20 protein-coding genes are annotated in these 18,889 nt (G+C 69.2%); 8 read left to right on the top strand and 12 right to left on the bottom strand.

Annotated features, from left to right (window positions below; translation table 11 throughout):
* Positions 1-19: 19 nt before the first annotated feature.
* The 11 genes from ACE3QP_RS08890 to ACE3QP_RS08940 form a co-directional block, all read right to left on the bottom strand.
* On the bottom strand, positions 20-283 hold the full coding sequence (locus tag ACE3QP_RS08890; protein ID WP_374435317.1) for a hypothetical protein: 264 nt from the start codon (positions 281-283) through the stop codon (positions 20-22).
* 718 nt (positions 284-1,001) lie between these two features.
* On the bottom strand, positions 1,002-2,540 hold the full coding sequence (locus ACE3QP_RS08895) for a DUF3987 domain-containing protein (protein ID WP_374435318.1): 1,539 nt from the start codon (positions 2,538-2,540) through the stop codon (positions 1,002-1,004).
* Positions 2,537-2,833, bottom strand: a complete 297-nt coding sequence (locus ACE3QP_RS08900) for a hypothetical protein (RefSeq protein WP_374435320.1) — start codon at positions 2,831-2,833, stop codon at positions 2,537-2,539. The genes ACE3QP_RS08895 and ACE3QP_RS08900 overlap by 4 nt, the downstream gene beginning before the upstream one ends.
* 146 nt (positions 2,834-2,979) lie before the next feature.
* Positions 2,980-3,267 (bottom strand): hypothetical protein, encoded by a 288-nt coding sequence (locus tag ACE3QP_RS08905; protein WP_374435322.1) that lies wholly within the window; start codon positions 3,265-3,267, stop codon positions 2,980-2,982.
* Positions 3,264-3,542, bottom strand: coding sequence for a helix-turn-helix transcriptional regulator (locus ACE3QP_RS08910; protein ID WP_374435324.1), 279 nt, complete (start codon positions 3,540-3,542; stop codon positions 3,264-3,266). Before ACE3QP_RS08910 ends, ACE3QP_RS08905 begins: the two co-directional genes overlap by 4 nt.
* 56 nt (positions 3,543-3,598) lie before the next feature.
* A complete protein-coding gene (locus tag ACE3QP_RS08915) occupies positions 3,599-4,399 on the bottom strand; it encodes a hypothetical protein (RefSeq protein ID WP_374435326.1) in 801 nt (266 codons plus the stop codon).
* A gap of 104 nt (positions 4,400-4,503) precedes the next feature.
* Positions 4,504-4,785: a hypothetical protein gene (locus ACE3QP_RS08920; RefSeq protein WP_374435328.1), complete on the bottom strand. Its 282-nt coding sequence runs from the start codon at positions 4,783-4,785 to the stop codon at positions 4,504-4,506.
* Between the two features lie 90 nt (positions 4,786-4,875).
* Positions 4,876-6,153: a tyrosine-type recombinase/integrase gene (locus ACE3QP_RS08925; RefSeq protein WP_374435330.1), complete on the bottom strand. Its 1,278-nt coding sequence runs from the start codon at positions 6,151-6,153 to the stop codon at positions 4,876-4,878.
* Between the two features lie 245 nt (positions 6,154-6,398).
* Complete coding sequence (locus ACE3QP_RS08930; protein ID WP_374435332.1) at positions 6,399-7,907, bottom strand: hypothetical protein; 1,509 nt, start codon at positions 7,905-7,907, stop codon at positions 6,399-6,401.
* A gap of 118 nt (positions 7,908-8,025) precedes the next feature.
* Positions 8,026-8,886, bottom strand: a complete 861-nt coding sequence (locus ACE3QP_RS08935) for a pirin family protein (protein WP_374435334.1) — start codon at positions 8,884-8,886, stop codon at positions 8,026-8,028.
* 10 nt (positions 8,887-8,896) lie between these two features.
* Positions 8,897-9,523 (bottom strand): FMN-dependent NADH-azoreductase, encoded by a 627-nt coding sequence (locus tag ACE3QP_RS08940; RefSeq protein WP_374435336.1) that lies wholly within the window; start codon positions 9,521-9,523, stop codon positions 8,897-8,899.
* Between the two features lie 119 nt (positions 9,524-9,642).
* Between ACE3QP_RS08940 and ACE3QP_RS08945 the strand changes: the two genes are divergently transcribed.
* On the top strand, positions 9,643-10,575 hold the full coding sequence (locus tag ACE3QP_RS08945) for a LysR family transcriptional regulator (protein ID WP_374435337.1): 933 nt from the start codon (positions 9,643-9,645) through the stop codon (positions 10,573-10,575).
* Here ACE3QP_RS08945 and ACE3QP_RS08950 read toward each other — a convergent pair.
* Complete coding sequence (locus tag ACE3QP_RS08950) at positions 10,563-11,480, bottom strand: LysR family transcriptional regulator (RefSeq protein WP_374435339.1); 918 nt, start codon at positions 11,478-11,480, stop codon at positions 10,563-10,565. The genes ACE3QP_RS08945 and ACE3QP_RS08950 overlap by 13 nt on opposite strands.
* A 105-nt stretch (positions 11,481-11,585) precedes the next feature.
* Here ACE3QP_RS08950 and ACE3QP_RS08955 point away from each other — a divergent pair, with 105 nt between their 5' ends.
* The 7 genes from ACE3QP_RS08955 (at position 11,586) to ACE3QP_RS08985 (ending at position 18,829) form a co-directional block, all read left to right on the top strand.
* Positions 11,586-12,095, top strand: a complete 510-nt coding sequence (locus ACE3QP_RS08955) for a DUF1579 domain-containing protein (protein WP_374435340.1) — start codon at positions 11,586-11,588, stop codon at positions 12,093-12,095.
* Positions 12,092-12,472: an NIPSNAP family protein gene (locus tag ACE3QP_RS08960; RefSeq protein WP_374435342.1), complete on the top strand. Its 381-nt coding sequence runs from the start codon at positions 12,092-12,094 to the stop codon at positions 12,470-12,472. The genes ACE3QP_RS08955 and ACE3QP_RS08960 overlap by 4 nt, the downstream gene beginning before the upstream one ends.
* A 60-nt stretch (positions 12,473-12,532) precedes the next feature.
* Positions 12,533-13,102 carry a hypothetical protein gene (locus tag ACE3QP_RS08965; RefSeq protein ID WP_374435344.1) on the top strand — a complete coding sequence of 190 codons (570 nt, stop codon included), beginning with the start codon at positions 12,533-12,535 and terminating at the stop codon, positions 13,100-13,102.
* Between the two features lie 90 nt (positions 13,103-13,192).
* Complete coding sequence (locus ACE3QP_RS08970) at positions 13,193-16,342, top strand: two-component regulator propeller domain-containing protein (protein WP_374435346.1); 3,150 nt, start codon at positions 13,193-13,195, stop codon at positions 16,340-16,342.
* Positions 16,343-16,742: 400 nt separating this feature from the next.
* Positions 16,743-17,501 (top strand): dimethylarginine dimethylaminohydrolase family protein, encoded by a 759-nt coding sequence (locus ACE3QP_RS08975; protein WP_374435348.1) that lies wholly within the window; start codon positions 16,743-16,745, stop codon positions 17,499-17,501.
* Positions 17,502-17,523: 22 nt separating this feature from the next.
* The gene (locus tag ACE3QP_RS08980) at positions 17,524-17,985 is read left to right on the top strand and encodes an Lrp/AsnC family transcriptional regulator (protein ID WP_374435468.1); all 462 of its coding nucleotides are present in this window, start codon (positions 17,524-17,526) and stop codon (positions 17,983-17,985) included.
* 13 nt (positions 17,986-17,998) lie between these two features.
* Positions 17,999-18,829: a helix-turn-helix domain-containing protein gene (locus tag ACE3QP_RS08985; protein ID WP_374435349.1), complete on the top strand. Its 831-nt coding sequence runs from the start codon at positions 17,999-18,001 to the stop codon at positions 18,827-18,829.
* Positions 18,830-18,889 lie beyond the last annotated feature (60 nt).

An 18,889-nucleotide genomic window follows, 5' to 3' on the forward strand; every position in this document is an offset into this window, starting at 1 on the left:
TGGTCCTCGTCGTGGTGAGTCAGTTGCGCACTTCAATCAGGGCACCTCGGGTTGCTCGGCTCAGGCGAGCCAACAACACGGCACGGCGCTTGTCTGGCAGCGCGGGCAAGCGCTGAACGGTTCGGCCAGCCTGCGCAATTGCGCGCATGCGCTTGTCCGCAAGAGACAGCAGCAACAGCGGATCGGCTGCCACGCGCTGTTGGGCATAGGCCAGTCGCATGGAAGCGGCCAGCGCTCGGAGTTCGCAGGCGCGCACGGCGGCCCGACCCTCGTCCTTGGTCATCTCAGTTCCTTTCGGGTTCCGGCTCAAAGTGAGCCGCGCCACCAGGCCGGCGCAGGCGGCGCGGTGGTGACTCAGTTCAACCCGGGCTCAAAGCCCGCGCAGCGCTGGTGCATCTCGGCCCACTGACGGCCGATTGACGCGGTGGTGAGGTCAGCGGCGCGGGGGGTGGATGTCGTGTTTCGGCTGTCTCTCTGCAGCTCACGGAGCAGGCGGCTAGAAGGCGCCCACCCTCCGCCGTGCCGGCCTGCTAGGCCAGCGGCGTGCAGCAGATCCAGGGCTCGAGCCACCATGCCGGCGGGCAGGCGTGCCCCGTCAGCCAGCGCGCGGACGCTCAGGGCGCCAGCAATGGGGTGAAGCCACAGCAGCGCGTCCAGCACTTCGCGGGTGCTCTCTGGCATCGCGAGGCCGGTCTGGGTCAGTGGGCCGACTTCCACGCGGGCGGTGTGCTGCGAATCCTGCGAATCCTGCGAAAACCCGCATGAATGCTGGGCTCCCGGGGGTTTTGCAGGTCTGCGAACGCCTGCGAAAACCTGCGAATCTGGCGGCGAAGTCGCTGTCACAGGGGCAGGATTCGCAGAGATTCGCAGACCGTTCGCAGGCTCCGAATCGGCTGCCAGGCCGCATGAATGCTCACGATTCGCAGGATTCGCAGGATTCGCAGGGGCATGCCCACTCACAGGCAAGAGCAGGTCGGCCAGCAGCTCAGAAGCGCGCGCGCTCATGGAGCCACCCGCGCACCGGCATGAAACTGCGCCGCGTTGTGCGCATAGCACCCAGCGTTCTCGGCCTCCCAGCGGGTGGCGAAGCCGGCAGCGGTCCAGTAGGCCGCACCGCAAGGTGCCACCGCCTTGACGCTGCCGCCCTCAATCCGCAGCACCAGGCCATGCGCTTCCAGCAGGTCTAGAGCAGCATCCCGCTTGTCTTTGGTGCGGGTCTGCGCCGGGCCATCCTTGACGATCACGGCCAGTCGTTCGCTGGCGCCGGTTCGCCCAAATAGCCACTCGTACAGGCGCAGGGCGTTCGCGGCGCTCGGGTCGGCTGCGCCGCCTTCGATGATGGCTTGCCAGGAGTCCAGGCTATAGCCCACCAGCGCCAGAGCGTTGCGGGCGCTGGCCTCGCTCACCTCGACCTCGCCCGCGAACGCTGTCAGCACCCCGGCCACTCGGCACGCTTGTTCGACGGCGCGCAGGGCGAACGGCTTGATGCCGCGCAAGTCACCTTTGCGGGCCTGCACCTCGAAGCGCTCGAAGGCGCGACCCAGCAGCAGCCTCGCGGCCGGCGCCAGCACCAGCGTGGGCGAGTCCGTTGCGTCCTCGGGCAGTGGAGCGGCTAGAAGCTCACTGCAGCGCTGCCAGTAGGCGCCCACCGAGGGCAAGGTCTCGGGCCGGAACGGGCGGTGTAGACGCGGCTGTTGCGGCGAAGGCCAGGCCAGCAGGAAGCGCGGCCAGAAGCCCAGCGCGCTCAGCATGGGGTCGGTCATGGTCTCCGCCGCCGCCATCGGCTGCAGCAGCCAATGCAAAGCCATGCGCACCCCGTAGCGCTCAGTCCGGCCCGTGGTCACGCGGCTGGCGCTCAGGTGGCCCGCATCGAACAGCTTGGACAGGAACGCGGCGGTCTTGCTCCGCATGTCGGCGCTCATGCCGTAGCCGGCCAGGATGGCGGCTGCTTCGTCGCTGAACATGCCCTGCGAGACGATGCCGTTATCCAGATCGCGGCGCAGACCTTCAACCGTGGAGTCAGCGCACAGCCGGTAGGCGGGCGGCGACGGTGGCTCGCCCTTGTCCTTGCCCTTCGGCTTGGCCCGCCAGTCTTCCAGTTCGGCGCGGTAGTCTGCGGCGAGTTGACGCTGGGCCTCGATCACCGGGCGCAGTGCAATGCCTTGTGCCGTGGTCTTGCCGTCGCCGCTGTCGCCCAAGGTCTGCAGGTACAGGCTCAAGGGCCGCACGCCGGCCAAGGTCTCGACGTTGTGCAATCCCTGGGTCAGCAGAGATGCAGCACCGAGCAGGCACTGCCCCGCCATTGCCGGCTCCACTTGACCATGCTCAGCGACGGCCGTGCAGACGTCACTCAGCGGGCCAAGCGCAGCCACCGGATAGGCAGGCGCATCACGCTCGGCCAAGCGCGGCGAAAGCAGCTCCCGGGCGCGCTGGATCGCGCTGGCGGGGTCAAGGTGGGCAGTAGGCGCAGCCCGCTGCAGTGCGGTCTGAACCACTGCGCCCCGGGCGGCAATGGCTTCGTCCAATTCAGCGACGCTCATGCTGCCACCTCCGTTCGCATCAAGGCGATGCGGGCTGCACCCAAGCGCAGCCGGTCGCGTGTCTCCTCAGTCAGGGCCTCGCCCTGCGCCAGGTCATGCGCGCAGACCATCACCAACGTGGCCTCGAAGTCCAGCAGTTCCAGCGCCTGGCCAGCGCTCAGCAGGCGGCGGCGTGCGAGCGGCTGTGCACCACTGCCCGGCGCCTCCCGAGGCGGGAACAGGTCTGATATCTCCAGACCCAGCGCGGCCGCAATGGCCTCGACGTTGCAGCCCTGCCAGCAGCGCAGAAGCACGGCGCCATCGTTGCCGACACCGATGCTCAGTGCGGAGCGATTCCGGCCGCCATGTGCTGGGCAGCAGGCCCGCCAGCGGTCGCGCCCGTTTGCGCGCAGCTTGAGGCCCCCCAGGCGGGATAGAACAAGATCAATCGGGCTGCTGCTCATCGCGGTGCTCCGATCAGATCAAGCCATGCCTCCAGGTCGTGCAAGGAGCTGAACGCGCGGGTGAGATGCCACCTGCAGGCGATCCATTCCCGGCGCCCAATCTCGTCCCTGAGTAGGTGCAGGGTGACGCCAGCAAGGGCGGCGCGCGCGGCTAGCGTGGCCGCTTGCTTGTCTTGCGCCAGGGCTTTGGCCTCGGCAGAATTCGGGTTGCTCGCAAAGCTAACCCCCTCGACGCCCTGCGCCGCGCCAACGGTCGCCAGGGCGTTGTCATTTCCGGGTTTCATGCTGCACCTCCCGCCAAGGTGCGGCGCAGCTCGCCCACGTTCCACGCCGTTGTGGCGGGGCCTAGCTTTTTGGGGGTAGGAAGTCGCCCCTCTTTGGACCAGCGCCAGACCGTGGCCGGCCCGATGCTGAACAACTGGGCAACGATGGGAAGGCGAACATGGGCGCTGTCGGGCAGCTTGTCAAAGTTCGCCAAGCCAGGGGGGACCTGGGCGGCTTCGGAGGCCGCAAGAAAAGCGGCGGGGCTGGACTCAGTGGGCGTGATATCTGGTGACATGGGGCACTCCTTGGTGAAGTGCCTCCAGTCTCAAAAGCCACATTTCACGAGCCGGGTTAGCGCGGCTTTTTCTTAGGACGACCCCGCTTTGCTACCTGCCCCTCACGAATCCTGCGCAGCATGGTTTGGACGCCTTTGAAGGTGAAGTGCACCTCATTGCCCTTGGCGTCCCACGCGCAAATCTCGCGCTCCTGCTTTGCCCCGACTTCGTTCGGGCTCATGTGCAGCCTATCCAGCGTTGCCCAAAGGTGCGGCCAAACATCCGAAGTGCCCGCGCCTTCGCCGGCCTGCTTCAAAGCGTCCTGAACTAGGTCACGCTTGCGCACGCCTCCTTCGTCTGTCTTGACAGCGGAACGCTCCTTCTTTGCACGATCACGCTGGGTCTTTCGGTACTTCTTTGCCATTGGTTCAGACGTGGCAAGGCGCACGCTTACCCCGCCGATAAACACCCAACTCGCGATCAGCATTGCAAGTGCAGCCGCCTTCTCCGCGTTGCCGTCTTGCATCGCCCATCTCATCTCTGCCGCACGAGCTAGGACCTCGGCGGCGGAATAGGCTGTCGTAGCTTCGTCAGGGCCCTGCATTGAATTCCGCAGGAAGTAATGGGCCTCCTTCACCCACTGCTCTCGCCAATAGTCCCAGTTCTGTTCTTTCCACTCCAGCTCGCTGGCAGCGAGGGGGCCGACAACGTTGCGGAGGCGAGCGATAGCCTCTTCCTCAAGGTAAGGAAGTACGCCAATCTGCTCCCCAAACCGGCCGACCTCGATTAGCTTGAGGCCATGAGCCTCGATGCCTGAAGCCAAATCGTCAGGCTCGTCGTGGAAGAGGCCTTTGCCATCTCTCAAGGGTCGGATCACGCCACTTCCTCAATAGCTAAGTGCAACGGTCGCCGCGCCAGCCCGCCAGGGTCGCGGGTTTTCGCCCATTAAGGCCAGGTGCGGCGGCAGAGGGTCAGTGAGCGTCAGGCCACTTCGGGGCTCGCCGGCCGAACTCGGTCAAGACTGGCTTGGATCAGCCGCACTTCTGCGTCTTCAAGCACTTCCCACCAGCGGTCGCGGCGCATCTCATCAGCGCTGAAATCGCAGGACGTCCCATCGGCACGCCAGAACCTAAAGGTCGGTTCTGCAATACGGCGTCCCTGTACTTCAAAGCTCTCCCAGTCGGATGAAATGCGGCGGTCGGCCATGTTGGGGTTGATCGTCCAACTTGATTGACAGAGCACATCTAAAGTCTCGTTAGCCATGGTCCAGGTCCTTTCTGGTTCGTGGTCAGGGGTCGCTCGCTGCTCCTACAGCTTGCGACCCCGCTTTGCCGGCAACCGGCCGGCGCGGGTTTACCGGGAAGCCCGGTTCATTGGGATCACCTCGCCTGCGGGAGCATCGATGGCCAGGAAGGCCGCCCAGTCCTCCATCATTCGGCGCCGTTTTTCGAATAGGTCGCCGCGACGGTAGGCGGCTTCCACCTTGTCGCCGATGGTGTGCGCTAAGGCCATCTCGGCCACCTCACGCGGGTAGTTGGTGCGCTCTGCGGCCCAATCCCGGAAGGTGGACCGAAAGCCATGAGGAACCGCCTCAGCGCCCATGCGCCGCATGACGGCGGTCAGGGTCATGTCTGACAGCATGCCGCCCTTGGAGTTGGGGAATACAAGCTCAGCGCCATCAATCCGTGGGACCGAGCGCAGCAGTTCCAAAGCCGCGCTGCTGAGTGGCACGCGGTGTTCGGCACCAGCCTTCATGCGCTCCTTGGGCACCGTCCAGACTGCACCCTGCATGTCCACTTCTGCCCAGGCCATGCCTCGGACTTCGCCACTGCGCGCAGCCGTCAGGATGACGAATTGAAGCGCCAGCGGGCCCATGCCGGACATGCCGCGCAGCCGCTTCATGAAGGCGCCCACTGCGTCGATGGGCAGGGCTGCGTGATGCTCCACCTTGGCGATCTTGCGGGGAGAGGCCAGCAGCTTGTCCAGGTGGCCGCGCCAGCGGGCCGGGTTCTCCCCTGCACGGTACTTGCGCACCGTGGCCCAGTCCAAGATGGTTTCAATGCGGCCCCTTAGCCGGGTGGCCGTCTCCGTCTTGCCGGCCCAAAGACTCGGCCCCTCGGGATCGGCGGGGTTGGCCGGCTGCTCGAAGACAGCCAGCACATGCGGCAGATCCACATCCCGCACGAGCAGTTGGCCGAGCGTGGGATAGGCCCACTGCGCCAGGGTGTTCCCCCACTGCTGACGGTGCTTCGCGTTCTTCCAACTTGCCTTGTGCGCTGCTATGTAAGCCTCGGCGCACTGTTCGAACGTCAGAGCCTTGGCGCGCTCGGCAGCCAGCTCAGCGCGCCGCACGCGCCTCTCGTCCAGCGGGTCGCGGCCTTCACGTATGGCATCTCGGGCTTTAGCTGCTGCCTCACGCGCAGCGGCAAGCGTGACGCCGGGGTAAGCACCCAGCCCAATATCCCGACGCTTGCCAGCGATCAGCACGCGCAGCACCCAATGCTGTGCGCCAGTGGGCGTCACCCTCAGCGCCAAGCCGGCAACGCCACCCACAGGCCAGAAACCAGGGCCGTTTCGCTCCCTTAACCGACTTACAGCCAATGGGCCAAGCGCTTCCGCAACCTTCGGCACTCTTTCGCTCCAACAACCCGCCCAACAAAAGCGGTGCAGCTGGATGGTACGGCGCGATACGGAATGGCGCTAGCGCTTTTCCGTTTCTCCTATGAAAACTGGATTTTTGAGCCGGAGTGATGCGGCAAAAAATGGCTGCTTAGGGGACACCGCTTCCGCCAACTGAGCTCGGTCAAGTCCGCGCAGCGGGCTTGGACGCGCCAGAGGCGCGGCAATCTCACAGCCCCCGCCAAACCCAGCAGAACCTAGCCCATCCCCACCCGCTGCCGCACCCAACCCAGGGCCGCCGCAAAGGGCAGCGCCGAGCGCGGCCGGTAGGGCGTGCACCACAGCCCGCCGTGGCAGGCCTGGTCCATGAACAGCTCGAAGGGGTGGGCCAGCTCCACGCGCGGATCGGCCGCGCCGCGGTCGGTGCGCAAGTCATGCACCCAGAGCGCGGCCATCAAGGCATTGGTGGTCTCGGGCTCGAAGACCTCGATCCCAAAGCTGGAAGCGCCGGCAAAGCCGGCGGCCAGGGCGGGGTTCTTGATGACGGAGGCGGTCACCGTCGACGGCGCGATGTTCAGGCTGACGCGGTGGCCGAGTGAGCGCGCCCACAGCGCGCGCCACTGCTGCAAGCGCTTGGCCAGCGCGTAGTTGGGCCCCTGCTCCAGCACCAGGCTGTCCACCAAGCCGTAGCGGCGCCCCTGCGGCCCCTGCAACAGGCACTCCACATTAGGCTGGAAGAAGCGCTCGCCCGCCGCCAGGTGCAGGGGCTTTTGCAGGCTGCGCGTCAGCAAGGGCCGTGCGGCGTACATGCGCTGCGAGGCCTGGGCCGTCAGCTCGGGAATGGCGAACACATCGGTGGGCGTGGCCAGATAGGCCAGGCTGCTGGCAGGCTGCGCGCGCAGCAGGGCCGAGGCCACCATGTCCATGGCCAGGCTGACGCGCAGATGGCGCTCGCCGTCCTGGTAGGCCAGGCAGGCCACGTCGAGCGGGCGATCGAAGCTGCGCAGCCAGGCGGCAACGCGCGGCGCGTCCTGCAGCAGATCGACGCCGGCCTGGGTGGTCCAGTCAGCCCGCGCCGTGCTGCTGCTGCGGATCGGCAGGTGCAGCTGGGCGTTGCCAACCAACACGCGGTCCGCCACGCGGGCCCAGACCTCGGGGCGGTCCACGTCCACCGCATACAGATTGGCGCGCCAGCGGCAGAGCCAGCGCAGCGGGCCGGCCTCGCTGGCGGCACCCAGCAGGGCGATATGGCGGTCCGACAGGTCGAACCACTCGGGGTGGCGCACGCAGCGTCCCAGGGCCTTGGCGGCGCTGGCTTCGATGATGCCGTTCTCGACCCAATCGAGCAGCTGGCGCAGGAGTGCATCGCCGTGCAGCTGCTGGCCCTTGTAGGGCACGGTCCAGGGTTGCACGGAACTGGCGCCCGCACCCTTCAGGGTCATGGTGCCCAGCGGCCAGCCTTCGGGCTGCTCCAGGGCCTGGGCCAGCGGGCGCGACTGGCCTTGGGAGTCGTCCCAGACCAGGGTCTGCCAGGCCGCCTGCAGGCCGGCGCGCGCGCTGGCCAGGGCGGCCTCGGGCTGCGGCACGGCAGCCTCGATGAGCTGGCGGAAGTAGGCGGGGTAGCGGCGGCGCCAGCGCGTCTCGGCCTCGGCCGCCTGGGCAGCGCGGCCCTGATCGAGCGCGCGCAGAGCCGCCGCCACGATGCGCGCGCCGGCGGCCGTGCTGCTGCGCGAGCCGTCCGCCTGACGAGGAAATTCGATGCCCATGAAGGTGTGCTGGCGCGCCTGAAACGGAAGCGCACGAGCCTAGCGCAAGCCCCCAGAGCGGCCTACGCAGAACCCGACCGGCGGCGTGACAGCCTGCCGGGCCTGCGCTTCTTGGCCCTCAGGCCAGGCGGCCGGCCTGGAAGTCCTGCACCGCCTGCAGCAGCTCGGCCTGGGTGTTCATCACGAAGGGCCCGTATTGCGCAATCGGCTCGCCCAGCGGCCGTCCGGCAATCAGCAGCAGGCGCGCGCCCTGTTCGCCGGCCTGCAGGCGAACGCCGTCGCTGCCCGGCGTGTTGGCCAGGATGGCCATGCGCTGCGCCGGCACGGTGCAGCCGGTGTCGAAGCGCAGGCTGCCACGGTAGACGTAGGTGAAGGCGTTGTGGCTCTCGGGCAGGGCCTGCTCGAAGCGCGCGCCCGGGGCCAGCTCGATGTCCAGGTAGAGCGGCTCGGTGTGCTCGCGCTGCACGGCGCCGGCCACGCCCTGGCTGTGGCCAGCGATGACGCGCACGCGCACGCCCTCGTGCCGCAGCTCGGGGATCTCGGCGGCCGGGATGTCGCGGTACCAGGGGGCGCGCATCTTGTCGCGCGCCGGCAGGTTGAGCCAGAGCTGGAAGCCTTCCATGCGCCCTTCCTCCTGTTCGGGCAGCTCGGAGTGGATGACGCCGCGCCCGGCCGTCATCCACTGCACGCCGCCGCTCTGCAGCAGGCCTTCATGGCCGGCCGAATCGCGGTGGCGCATGCGTCCTTCGAGCATGTAGGTGACGGTCTCGAAGCCGCGGTGCGGGTGGTCGGGGAAGCCGGCGATGTAGTCGTCGGGACGGTCCGAGCCGAAGGCGTCGAGCATCAGAAAGGGGTCGAGGCGGCGCTGCAGGTTCTGCGTCAGCACGCGGGTCAGCTTGACGCCGGCGCCGTCCTGGGTCGGCTGGCCGGCGATCAGGGTCTCGACCGCGCGCGGTCGTTGCAGGGTCGGCGTGCTCATGGGGCGCTCCTTATTGGGTCAAAGCGGGTTGGGTCAGTTGTTCGATCTGCGCACGGGCCTGGGCCAGACCGTTGGCTTGCGCCTCGGGGCCCATGTTCAGGCCTTCGGCGTAGATGAATTCGACATCGGTGATGCCCAGGAAGGCCAGCACGGTACGCAGATAGGGAACCATGGTGTCGGCGGGCTGGTCGCGGTGGATGCCACCGCGCGCCGTCACCACATAGACCTTCTTGCCCTGCAGCAGGCCCACCGGGCCCTGCGCGGTGTAGCGGAAGGTGACGCCGGCCTTGGCGATGGCGTCGATCCAATGCTTCAGCTGGGCCGGGATGCCGAAGTTGATCATCGGCACGGCCAGCACCAGCACATCGGCAGCCTGCACCTGCTCGATCAGGGCCTGATCCAGCGCGGCGCGCGCGGCTTGTGCCGGGCTGCGCTGCTCGGCCGGGGTGAACAGGGCCTGCAGGGCCTCTTCGTCCAGAGCCGGGTGGGGGTTTTGCACCAGGTCGCGCACCTGCAGGGTGCTATCGGCCTCGGCGGCACGCAGGCGCTGCACCAACTCGGTGGCCAGGCGGGTGGAGAAGGAGCCCTCGCCGTTCTGCACGGGGCGGGCGCTGGAGTTGATTTGCAGGATGTTCATGGTGGGGCTCCGGTGGGTTGGCAGGCCTTGTTGGCCATGAATGAACTCTAGGGAGGACCAATCCGCAGAAAAAGCCGGCAAACTGCACAACATCGTTCCACCAACAGAACAATAAAGCCATGAACACGGATGCCGACGACCTGCTGGTGTTCGCCCGCGTGGTGGAGGCCGGCAGCCTGAGCCGCGCCGCCGAGCGCCTGCAATGCCCGAAATCCACCGTCTCGCGCCGGCTTGCGGCGCTTGAGCGGCGCCTGGGTGAAAAGCTGATGCAGCGCACCACGCGCCGGCTCAACCTCACCGAGTTCGGCCAAGGCGTGCTGGAACATGCGCGCAGCCTGAGCGCCGAGGTGGACGCCGCCCTGGCGCTGGCCCTGCACCGCCAGCAGCGCCCCAGCGGGCGCCTGCGCGTGTCGATGCCGGGCGACTTTGCCAGCCAGGCCCTGAGCGGCATGCTGAACGAGTTCGTGCAGACCTACCCCGAGGTGCAGTTGGAACTGGACCTGTCGCCGCGCCGGGTCGACTTGGTGGCCGAGGGCTACGACCTGGCGGTGCGCATGGGCAGCCTGCCGGCCGACTCGCAGCTCGGCGCGCGCCGGCTGGCGCTGATCGACAACGGGCTCTACGCCGCGCCTGACTATCTGGCCCGGCAGGGTGAACCGCAGCGGCCCGAGGGTCTGCTGCAGTTGCATGGGCTGATGATCTTGGGCCGCAATGGCGAACCTTGGCCCTGGACGCTGACGCGCGGTGAAGGCGCCACGGCCGAGACCTGGCAAGGCCTGCCGACCCGCCGCACCCTGATCAACGCCCCCGACACCCTGATGCGCATGGCCTGCGCCGGCCTGGGGGTGACGGCGGTGGGCCACCACTACGCCCGCGCCGACGTGGCCGGCGGCCGCCTGGTGCGGGTGCTGCCCGATTGGTGCCTGCCGCCCACTGCCTGCTGGGCCGTGTTTCCCGAGCGACGCCTGATGCCGCTGCGCACCCGGGTCTTCATCGAGGCCATGGCGGCGGCACTGGCCGGCTGCGGCCAGGGCCCTGTTCAAACCGGCTGAGGTCGGCGCCCCTCCAGCAAGTCCACGCTGGCGCGCGTGCCCTCGTACAGGCGATCGAACAGGCTGCGCACGCGCGGCACCTTGCGCAGTTCGGGGGGCGTCAGCAGCCAGAGCTCGCTGCGCCACTCGCGCGGCGGCTCGAACATGCGGCGCAGGCTCGGGTCGCTATCCCCCAGGTAGCAGGGCAAGGCGCCCAGGCCCACGCCGGCGCAAACCAGGCTGTAGACATTCATCAGGCTGTTGCTGCGCACCGCCACCCGCCCCTCCAGGCCCTGCTGGCGCAGCCAGGTGGCGGAATCCAGGTGGGCGAGATGCTCGTCCACCCCCACCCAGGGCCAGGTCTCCCATTGCCCGGCCACCCCACCCAGGCGCACGCTGCGGTACACGGTGGCGTCCACCCGCGCCAGGCGCCGGCCCACCAGTTGCACCGGCGGCGGGCCGCCGGTGCGCAAGGCCACGTCGGCCTCGCCCTTGAGCAGGTCGAAGCGGCGCGGATCGGTGCTGACATGCACCTGCACCCCTTCCAGGGCCTGGTACTGGGCCAGCAGCGGCGGCAGCAGGGCGTGCATCAGGGTGTCGCCGGTGGTCAGGCGGAGCACGCCGCCGGGCCAGGAATCGCGCGTCAGCAGCCGGTCGGTCAGGCGCGCCACTTCGCGTTCCAGGCCACGCGCCACCGCCACCAGGTCGGCCCCGGCCGGCGTGCACTGGTAGCCGCTGCGGCGGCGCTCGAACAGCGTCAGCCCCAGTTCCTGCTCCAGCGCCGCCAGGCGCCGGAACACCGTGGCGGCGTTCAGGCCCAGGCTCTCGGCCGCGCCGGCCAGGCCACCGGCGCGCTCCACATGCAGCACCAGGCGCAGGGCGTCCCAGTCGGGCGTGGCGGAGCGGATTCGCGGTGGAGCATCCATGGCGGGCCTTTCTTGCACAGGTGTCGAATTTCATTGCAATTTTGCAAGTGCACGAGGCCTGCGGAGTTTCGACACTGGCAACCTTTTCCGCAGCACCCAATCGCCATGAACCCCGTCGCCCACCTCCCTCTTGAGCCCAACGCCCCGACCGATTTCGACTTCTTGGTCGGCCACTGGCGCGTGCAGCACCGGCGCCTGAAGGGGCGCCTGGTCGGCAGCACGAACTGGGAGGAGTTCGAAGGCCGCAGCACGATGCACAAGACCCTGGGAGGCTTCGGCAATGTGGACGACAACCTGCTGGAGCTGCCGGATGGCGCCTACCGCGCCGTCACCCTGCGCGCCTACGACCCCCAGGCCGGCACCTGGTCGATCTGGTGGCTGGACGCCCGCATGCCGGGCGCGCTGGACGTACCGGTGGTGGGGCGGTTTCAAGAGGGCGTCGGCACCTTTCTGGCGCAGGACACGCTGGACGGTCGCCCGATCGTGGTGCGCTTTCTGTGGCTGAGCGAGAACCCCGAGCGCCCGCGCTGGGAGCAGGCCTTCTCCGCCGACGGCGGCGCCAGCTGGGAAACCAACTGGGTGATGGAGTTCACTCGCATGGCTTCGGCCGCATGAGCGCCGTGAACCGCGTGCTGGAGATCCGCAGCTACCGGCTGCAGCCCGGCAGCGGCGCCGAGTTCCACCGCCTGGTAGCGAAGCACAGCGTGCCGCTGCTGCGCGCCTGGGGCATGGACGTGGTGCGCTTCGGCCCTTCGCTGCACGAGCCGGACGCCTACTTCCTGATGCGCGCCTTCGATTCGTTGGCCCATCTGGAGCAGTCGCAGGCGGCCTTCTACGCCACACCGGCCTGGCGCCAGGGGCCGCGCGAGGCCATCGTGTCGCGCATCGTCAGCGACGCCAACACCGTCGTGGCGCTGCCGGAGCGGGCCATCGAAGCGCTGCGCGAGGCCGGACGTGCGGCCGCTGGCCCGACTGTGACAATGCCGACTTGAACCCCGAAGGCCGCCCCTGGTCGCGACACCCGCGCTGACCGCAGCGCCATTGCCGCCGCCTTGAAATCCCAATCCTCACTCACCATCCAGCGCCATTGGCGCTGGCTCTACCTCGGGCTGGGCCTGCTGGCCCTGCCCTTGCTGGCCTGGGTGTTCTCCGGCCCGCACCGGGCCGACGTCACGGTCGTCGCCAAGCCTTGGCGGCGCCTGGTCGAGATCGAGCGGCGCGTGCTGGAGATGCAATCCGACTGGTGCGACCGCCTGCCGGCCGAGGCGCAGGGGGTGGAGCGTCAGATGCGCGAAGACCCGAGCGGCCAGCGGGGCCTGGCCGCGTACTGCCGCTTCCGCGCCCCCGAGTGGCGCCGCCGCCGCTTTGCCGTGGCCGACGGCGAGGCCCCGGTGCCGCCCTTCTGGCCGGCCCTGGATCTGCAGGACCCCGGCAGCCCGGAGGGCGAGCGGGCCGGCCGCCGCCATGCCGAGCAGGAGCTGCTGCTGCGTGCCGAGGATGGCCGCGAGTGGACGTGCCGCCTGTCGGTGGCCGAATGGCAGCGCCTGGGGCTGGGCCAGCAGCTGCGCCTGCAGGTCGATCGGTTTGGCGTGGCCGATTGCGCCAGCTTCCTGACGCGCTGACCCCCGACACGCCCCGGGCAAGCCCGGGGCTGGCCCCACGTGGGCCCGCCGGGCGGGCCACAGACAATGGCGGGTTTGAAGGAGCGTGTGTTGCGTCGACTCGCCTGGGGTTTGTGTCTGGTTCTCGGCCTGAGCCTGGGCTTGGCCGACGCCGCACCGCCCGCCCTGCCCGAGCCCCTGGCCGAACCCCGTTTCGAGAGCCTGAGCGACGCCGGCGCGATCCCGGACGGTGTCGTCTCCGCCATGGCGCTGGACCCCAGCGGCATGGTCTGGGTAGGCACCAGCGTGGGGCTGCTGCGCTTTGACGGCCACCACTTCGTGCCCGTTTCCATGGCCGGCCTGGGCCGCAGCGGCACGGGCACCACCTTCGTGCGCACCCTGATGGCCGCACGCGACGGCCGCATCTGGGTGGGCACCGATGGCCGCCTGCTCGGCGCCTACGACCCGCGCACCGAGCAATGGCAGGTGTTCCGCCACGACCCCAAGGACCCCGAAAGCCTGGGCGGCGTGGTGCGCACCCTGGCCGAAGACGCGCAGGGCCGCATCTGGGTGGGCAGCACCGGCGGCGGCCTGCAGGTGCTGGAACCCGGCCAGCCGCGCCTGCGGCGCTATGGCGCGGCCGAGGGCCTGCCCGATCCGCGCGTGCAGAAGCTGGCCATCGGTGCCGACGGCACGGTCTGGGTCGGTACCTGGAACGGCCTGGTGCGCCTGGTGCCCGGCGCCACACGCCTGACGCCACTGACGCTGCACGACGGCACCGAGCTGCGCCTGCCCGGCCAGGTGGTGCACGCCATCGCCCCCCTGGCAGACGGCAGCCTGTGGCTGGGCACCCAGGAAGGGGAACTCTGGCGTGTGGACCTGGCGCAGGGCCGCAGCCGCCAGCTGGATGAGCGCCCCGGCAATCTCGGCGCGGTGCAGACCCTCACCGCCGTGCGGGCGCAGGAGGTCTGGGTGGGCCGCGCGGCGGGCATCGAGCTGCGCGAGCTGGCCAGCGGCCGCCTGCTGCGCACCCTGCGCCCACGCGCCAGCAAGCCCTGGAGCCTGGCCGGTGCGGACATCCGCGCCATCCTGCATGACCCGGCCGGCCTGCTCTGGGTGGCCGGCTACGGCACCGGGCTGCAGCGCGTGAACAACCTCGACCAGGCGCTGTGGGTGCGCCGCGCCGACGACGACCCCGCCAGCCCCCTGGCCGAACCCGATGTGCGCAGCCTGCTGGCCTTGCGCGATGGCAGCTTCTGGGCCGGCACGAACGACCGCGGCATCGCCATCCTGGACGCGGCGCTGCGCACCGTGGGCGGCATCGCCAGCGGCCAACAGGGCCTGGCGCCCGGCCGCGTCACCGCGCTGGCGCAAGGAAACGACGGCCGCATCTGGGCAGGCGTGGAATCCAAGGTGCTCGAGTTCGCCCACGCCCGGGCGCAGGCGCACGCGCACGAACTCGGCCGCGGCCGGCTGCGCCGCCTGATGGTGGACCGCGAGGGCAACGTCTGGGCCGGCACGCAGGACGGCCTGTTCCGCCGCGCCGCCGCGGGCGGCCGCTTTGAGCGCGTGACGCACCACGACGGCCGCCCCCTGCTTGGCGGCGTGAATGCCATCGTGCAGGCGCCGGACGGCAAGCTCTGGGTGGGCGCCGAGGCGGGGCTCTTCCCCGTCGCAGCGGGCGGCAAGGTGCTGGGGCCGATCGACTACGCCGCCGGCGCCGGGCTGACCAGCCAGAACGTGGTGGGCCTGCTGATCGGCCGCTCCGGTGAGCTCTGGGTGGACACCACCGCCGGCCTGCACCGCCTGCGCGCCTGGGACGGCCGCACCGCCACCCTGCGCTACCTGGGCGAGCAGCCCGGCATGGGCAGCGAGGCCTTCGGCGCCAACCTGCTGCAGGACGCCCGCGGCATGCTGTGGACGCATCGCGGCATCTACGACCCCATGCAGCAGCAGGCGCGCCAGCTGGGCGTGGCCGACGGGGTCGACATCGGCTCGGCCTGGTTCCGTGCCTACACCCAGGCGGCCGACGGGCGCATGCTGTTCGGCGGCAGCCGCGGCATCCTGGTGGTGCAACCGCAGGCCTTCCAGTTCACGCGCTTCGCACCGCCGGTGGTGGCCACCGGCCTGCGCATCGGCTCACGCGAGGTGCCGCTGGCGCGCCTGCAACCCCGCCTGGAGCTCAGCCCCGAGGAGCGCAGCTTCAGCCTGGAGTTCGCCGCCATGGACCTGAGCGACCCGGCACGCAACCGCTACCGCCATCGCCTGCAGGGCGTGGATGCGGACTGGGTCGAATCCCGTTCGCGCCAGCGCCAGGCCAGCTATGGCGGCCTGGCGCCCGGCCGCTACATCCTGGAGGTGCAGGGCAGCAATCGCCATGGTGAATGGAGCCCCAAGCTGCTGCGCGTGGAAGTGCAGGTGCAGCCGGCCTGGTGGCAGGCCTGGTGGGGCCGCGGCTTCATCGTGCTGAGCCTGTTGGGCCTGGGCTGGGGCGTGGCGCAGTGGCGCACGCGCCGGCTGCGCTTGCGCCAGAAGGAATTGCAGGAGCAGGTGGCGATTGCCACCCACGCGCTGGAGGCGCGCTCCAAGGCGCTGGAGCAATCGGCCCTGACCGACGCGCTCACCGGCCTGCACAACCGCCGTTTCGTGCTGCAGCGCCTGGACGACGACCAGCGTCTGGCCCGCCGCATCGCCGAGCAGGCCCTGCTGCAGGGCCGCACGCCACCGGCGGCGGCCGATCTGTCCTTCCTGATGCTGGACATCGACCACTTCAAGCGCATCAACGACGAGCGCGGCCACGCCGCCGGCGACGCCGTGCTGGCGCAGATTCGCCCCCGCCTCGTGAAGGTGTTCAGCGCCTCCGACTACCTGGTGCGCTGGGGCGGCGAGGAATTCCTGGTGGTGGTGCGCGGCACCTCGCGCGAAAGCTTGGCCGAGCTGGCCGAGCAGGCCTGCCGCGTGATGGCCGACGAGCCCTTCGTCATCCCCAACGGTGAACCGCTGAACGTGACCTGCTCGATCGGCTTCGCCTGCTACCCGCTGGACCCGAGCGCCCCGCGCGAGGCCCCCTGGTCCGCCGTGCTCGCGGTGGCCGACGCCGCCCTCTACGCCGCCAAGCGCGAGGGCCGCAACCGCTGGGTCGGCGTGGTGCAGGGCCGCGGCACACCGTTTGCCATCGCGCAGTCGCTCAGCGGGGAGTTGGAATGCGAGGCGCGGGTGCTGCGGGGCAGCCCGCCAGCGGGGGGAACGCCAGCGGCCTGAGAGGGCCAACGACCCTTCCGCTGGGACGCGGCCCTTGCACGTCTGCATGCAGCGGCACCCAGCATCGTGGGAGCGGCACGTCCATGCAACTCCCATACAGCACCTCGGCCGCCACATGGGCCTCGTGCAGCGCCTTGTGGGCCAGCCTGGGAACCCGAACTGACCGCCCGGTCCGGCGGTCCGCCGGGCGCACATGGGCTGACGTTTTGATTCCTCCAGCCACAGGGTCAGAGCTCCCGCCGTGGCAGCGCCAAATCGGCTTGGAACGGCAACAACAACGACGGAATCCGCCGTCCGCCACCTGCAATTCGACCGCTTGAGTGCGGGTGACTTTCGATAATCCCCGGCCGTTTGAGGCGCGCTCCGAAAAGTCGGGCGTGGCCGACCCATGGAGGATGGAGTGCAATTTTCCCAAGCCCTTGTTCGCCGCCCGGCACCGTCCTGTGCGGCGGGCCTGACGAGCGCCACCCTGGGTGCGCCCGACTACCCGCGCACGTTGCTGCAGTTCCAGGCCTATTGCGACGCGCTGCGCAGCCTGGGCGTGGAACTGACCGAGCTGCCCGCACTCGACGCCTTTCCGGACGCCCACTACGTGGAAGACGTCGCGGTGCTGACGCCCGAGTTCGCGCTCATCACCCGCCCCGGTGCGCCGGCGCGGCGCGGTGAAACCGTTCACATCGAAGCCCCACTGGCCAAGCACCGCGAACTGCTACCGATGCAGATCGGGCGGCTGGACGGTGGCGATGTGTTGCTGCTGGGGCGCCGCTTCTTCATCGGCCTGACCGCTCGCACCGACGCGCAGGGCATTGCCGAGTTCGAGCGCCTGGTGAAGCCATTCGGCTACTCGGTGCAGGCCGTGCCAGTGTCAGACGGCCTGCATCTCAAGTCCGTGGTCAATGCGCTGAACGAGGACACCCTGTTGGTGGCACAGGCGCTGGTGGAACGACCCGAGTTTGAGGGCCTTCGCTGCATTCCCGTGGCCCCAGCTGACGAGTACGCCGGCAACACCCTGCATGTGAACGGCACGCTGATCACACCAGCGGGTTTCGAGCGGGTCCATGAACTGCTTGCGCCCCTCGGCCTGCCCTTGTTGGTGCTCGACACCAGCGAGTTCCGCAAGATGGACGGCGGCCTGACCTGCCTGTCCCTGCGCTTCTGAAATGCCGCCGCGCTCGGACTCCATGGCGGAAAGAAAAGCCCAACTGGACCGCATTGATCTGCGCATCCTCGAGGTGCTGCGTAGCGAGGGGCGCATCTCGTACCGCCAGTTGTCGGAACGCGTGAATCTCACACCCCGCCCCTGCCAGGCCCGGGTGGAACGGCTGGAGGCGATGGGCGTGATCGAGGGTTACCGCGCGGTGGTCAAGCTGCCGGCAGCCCGAAAGACCATCGTGATTGCACAGGTCGCCCTGACCGATCACGGACGCTCGCAGGGACCGTTCGAAGAGGAAATGCGCAACAACCCGGCGGTGCTGGACTGCTGGCTGGTCAGCGGCAGTTTCGACTTCCTGGTGCGGCTGGCTTGCGAGGATCTGGACGACTATCGGCGCATTGCCGACCTCTGGCTGAAGAGCCCGCACTTCCGGATCGAGAAGATCGTGACGGCGGCGGAGCTGCAGGCCATCAAGCGCAGCTCGGTCTGATCGACCGTCTCTCATGTCCGCCGTGCCCCCTCAGGACCCCGCCGGTAGCGCCCAAGGGGATCCGTGCGGCACGGCGGCAGGCCTGAGCGAGCAGGATCACGCCTTGCTGCTGGGCGCGGCGCAAACCGCCTTGCTGTTCGACGACAGCCCCGGCTTCCTGTTCGTCGTCAAGGACGCTCAGGGGCGCTACGTATCCTTCAATGCCTCGCTGTCCCGGCGTGTCGGCGCAGACTGCTTGCGCAGTCTGCAGGGACGCCTGGCCACCGAGATCTGGCCCGCGGCACTGGCCCAGCGCTACGAGGACCAGGACGCCTGGGTGCGGCAGCACCAGACTCCCTTGCTGCACCAGCTCGACCCGATCCTGCTGCCCGACCGCAGCCCGGGCTGGTGCATCACCCACAAGTTCCCGCTGCACGCGCGCGACGACCAACTGGTCGGCATCCTCTGCCTGTCGCGCGATGTGACCGGACTGGCGCGGCACGCTAGCGATCAGCGCCTGGTACTCGCGGTCGATCAGATGACCAAGCACTGCGAGGCGCGCCAACCGGTGGCCGAGCTGGCCGAGCTGGCTGGGCTGAGCCCCGAGCGATTCGCCACCCTGATCCGGCGCATCTACGGGGTGAGCCCGATGGCCTTCGTGCTGCGCAACCGTATCCGCCAGGCCTGCCTGCGCCTGCGCGGCGGCAATGAATCCCTGCTGGAGGTGGCCCTGGCCGCCGGCTTCTACGACCAAGCCCAGTTCAGTCGGCAGTTCAAGCGCGTGATGGGCATGGTGCCTTCCAGCTACCGCCAGACGCGCCCCAGCGAGCACCAGGGCCTGTGGCGCTGGGACGGCATGCTCTGACCCCAGCGGAAGAGCCCCAGTCACGCCGGCGGTGCCGGGCAGCTGGGGCCCTGGGGCTCA

Source organism: Inhella sp. (genome assembly GCF_041912635.1).
Classification (GTDB): domain Bacteria; phylum Pseudomonadota; class Gammaproteobacteria; order Burkholderiales; family Burkholderiaceae_C; genus Inhella.

Coding starts and splice junctions, on each gene's coding strand:
- ACE3QP_RS08930 (WP_374435332.1), bottom strand. CDS start 7,907: ATGGGCATCGAATTTCCTCGTCAGGCGGACGGCTCGCGCAGCAGCACG.
- ACE3QP_RS08910 (WP_374435324.1), bottom strand. CDS start 3,542: ATGTCACCAGATATCACGCCCACTGAGTCCAGCCCCGCCGCTTTTCTT.
- ACE3QP_RS08935 (WP_374435334.1), bottom strand. CDS start 8,886: ATGAGCACGCCGACCCTGCAACGACCGCGCGCGGTCGAGACCCTGATC.
- ACE3QP_RS08905 (WP_374435322.1), bottom strand. CDS start 3,267: ATGAAACCCGGAAATGACAACGCCCTGGCGACCGTTGGCGCGGCGCAG.
- ACE3QP_RS08890 (WP_374435317.1), bottom strand. CDS start 283: ATGACCAAGGACGAGGGTCGGGCCGCCGTGCGCGCCTGCGAACTCCGA.
- ACE3QP_RS08950 (WP_374435339.1), bottom strand. CDS start 11,480: ATGGATGCTCCACCGCGAATCCGCTCCGCCACGCCCGACTGGGACGCC.
- ACE3QP_RS08920 (WP_374435328.1), bottom strand. CDS start 4,785: ATGGCTAACGAGACTTTAGATGTGCTCTGTCAATCAAGTTGGACGATC.
- ACE3QP_RS08960 (WP_374435342.1), top strand. CDS start 12,092: ATGAGCGCCGTGAACCGCGTGCTGGAGATCCGCAGCTACCGGCTGCAG.
- ACE3QP_RS08895 (WP_374435318.1), bottom strand. CDS start 2,540: ATGAGCGTCGCTGAATTGGACGAAGCCATTGCCGCCCGGGGCGCAGTG.
- ACE3QP_RS08940 (WP_374435336.1), bottom strand. CDS start 9,523: ATGAACATCCTGCAAATCAACTCCAGCGCCCGCCCCGTGCAGAACGGC.
- ACE3QP_RS08985 (WP_374435349.1), top strand. CDS start 17,999: ATGTCCGCCGTGCCCCCTCAGGACCCCGCCGGTAGCGCCCAAGGGGAT.
- ACE3QP_RS08945 (WP_374435337.1), top strand. CDS start 9,643: ATGAACACGGATGCCGACGACCTGCTGGTGTTCGCCCGCGTGGTGGAG.
- ACE3QP_RS08980 (WP_374435468.1), top strand. CDS start 17,524: ATGGCGGAAAGAAAAGCCCAACTGGACCGCATTGATCTGCGCATCCTC.
- ACE3QP_RS08955 (WP_374435340.1), top strand. CDS start 11,586: ATGAACCCCGTCGCCCACCTCCCTCTTGAGCCCAACGCCCCGACCGAT.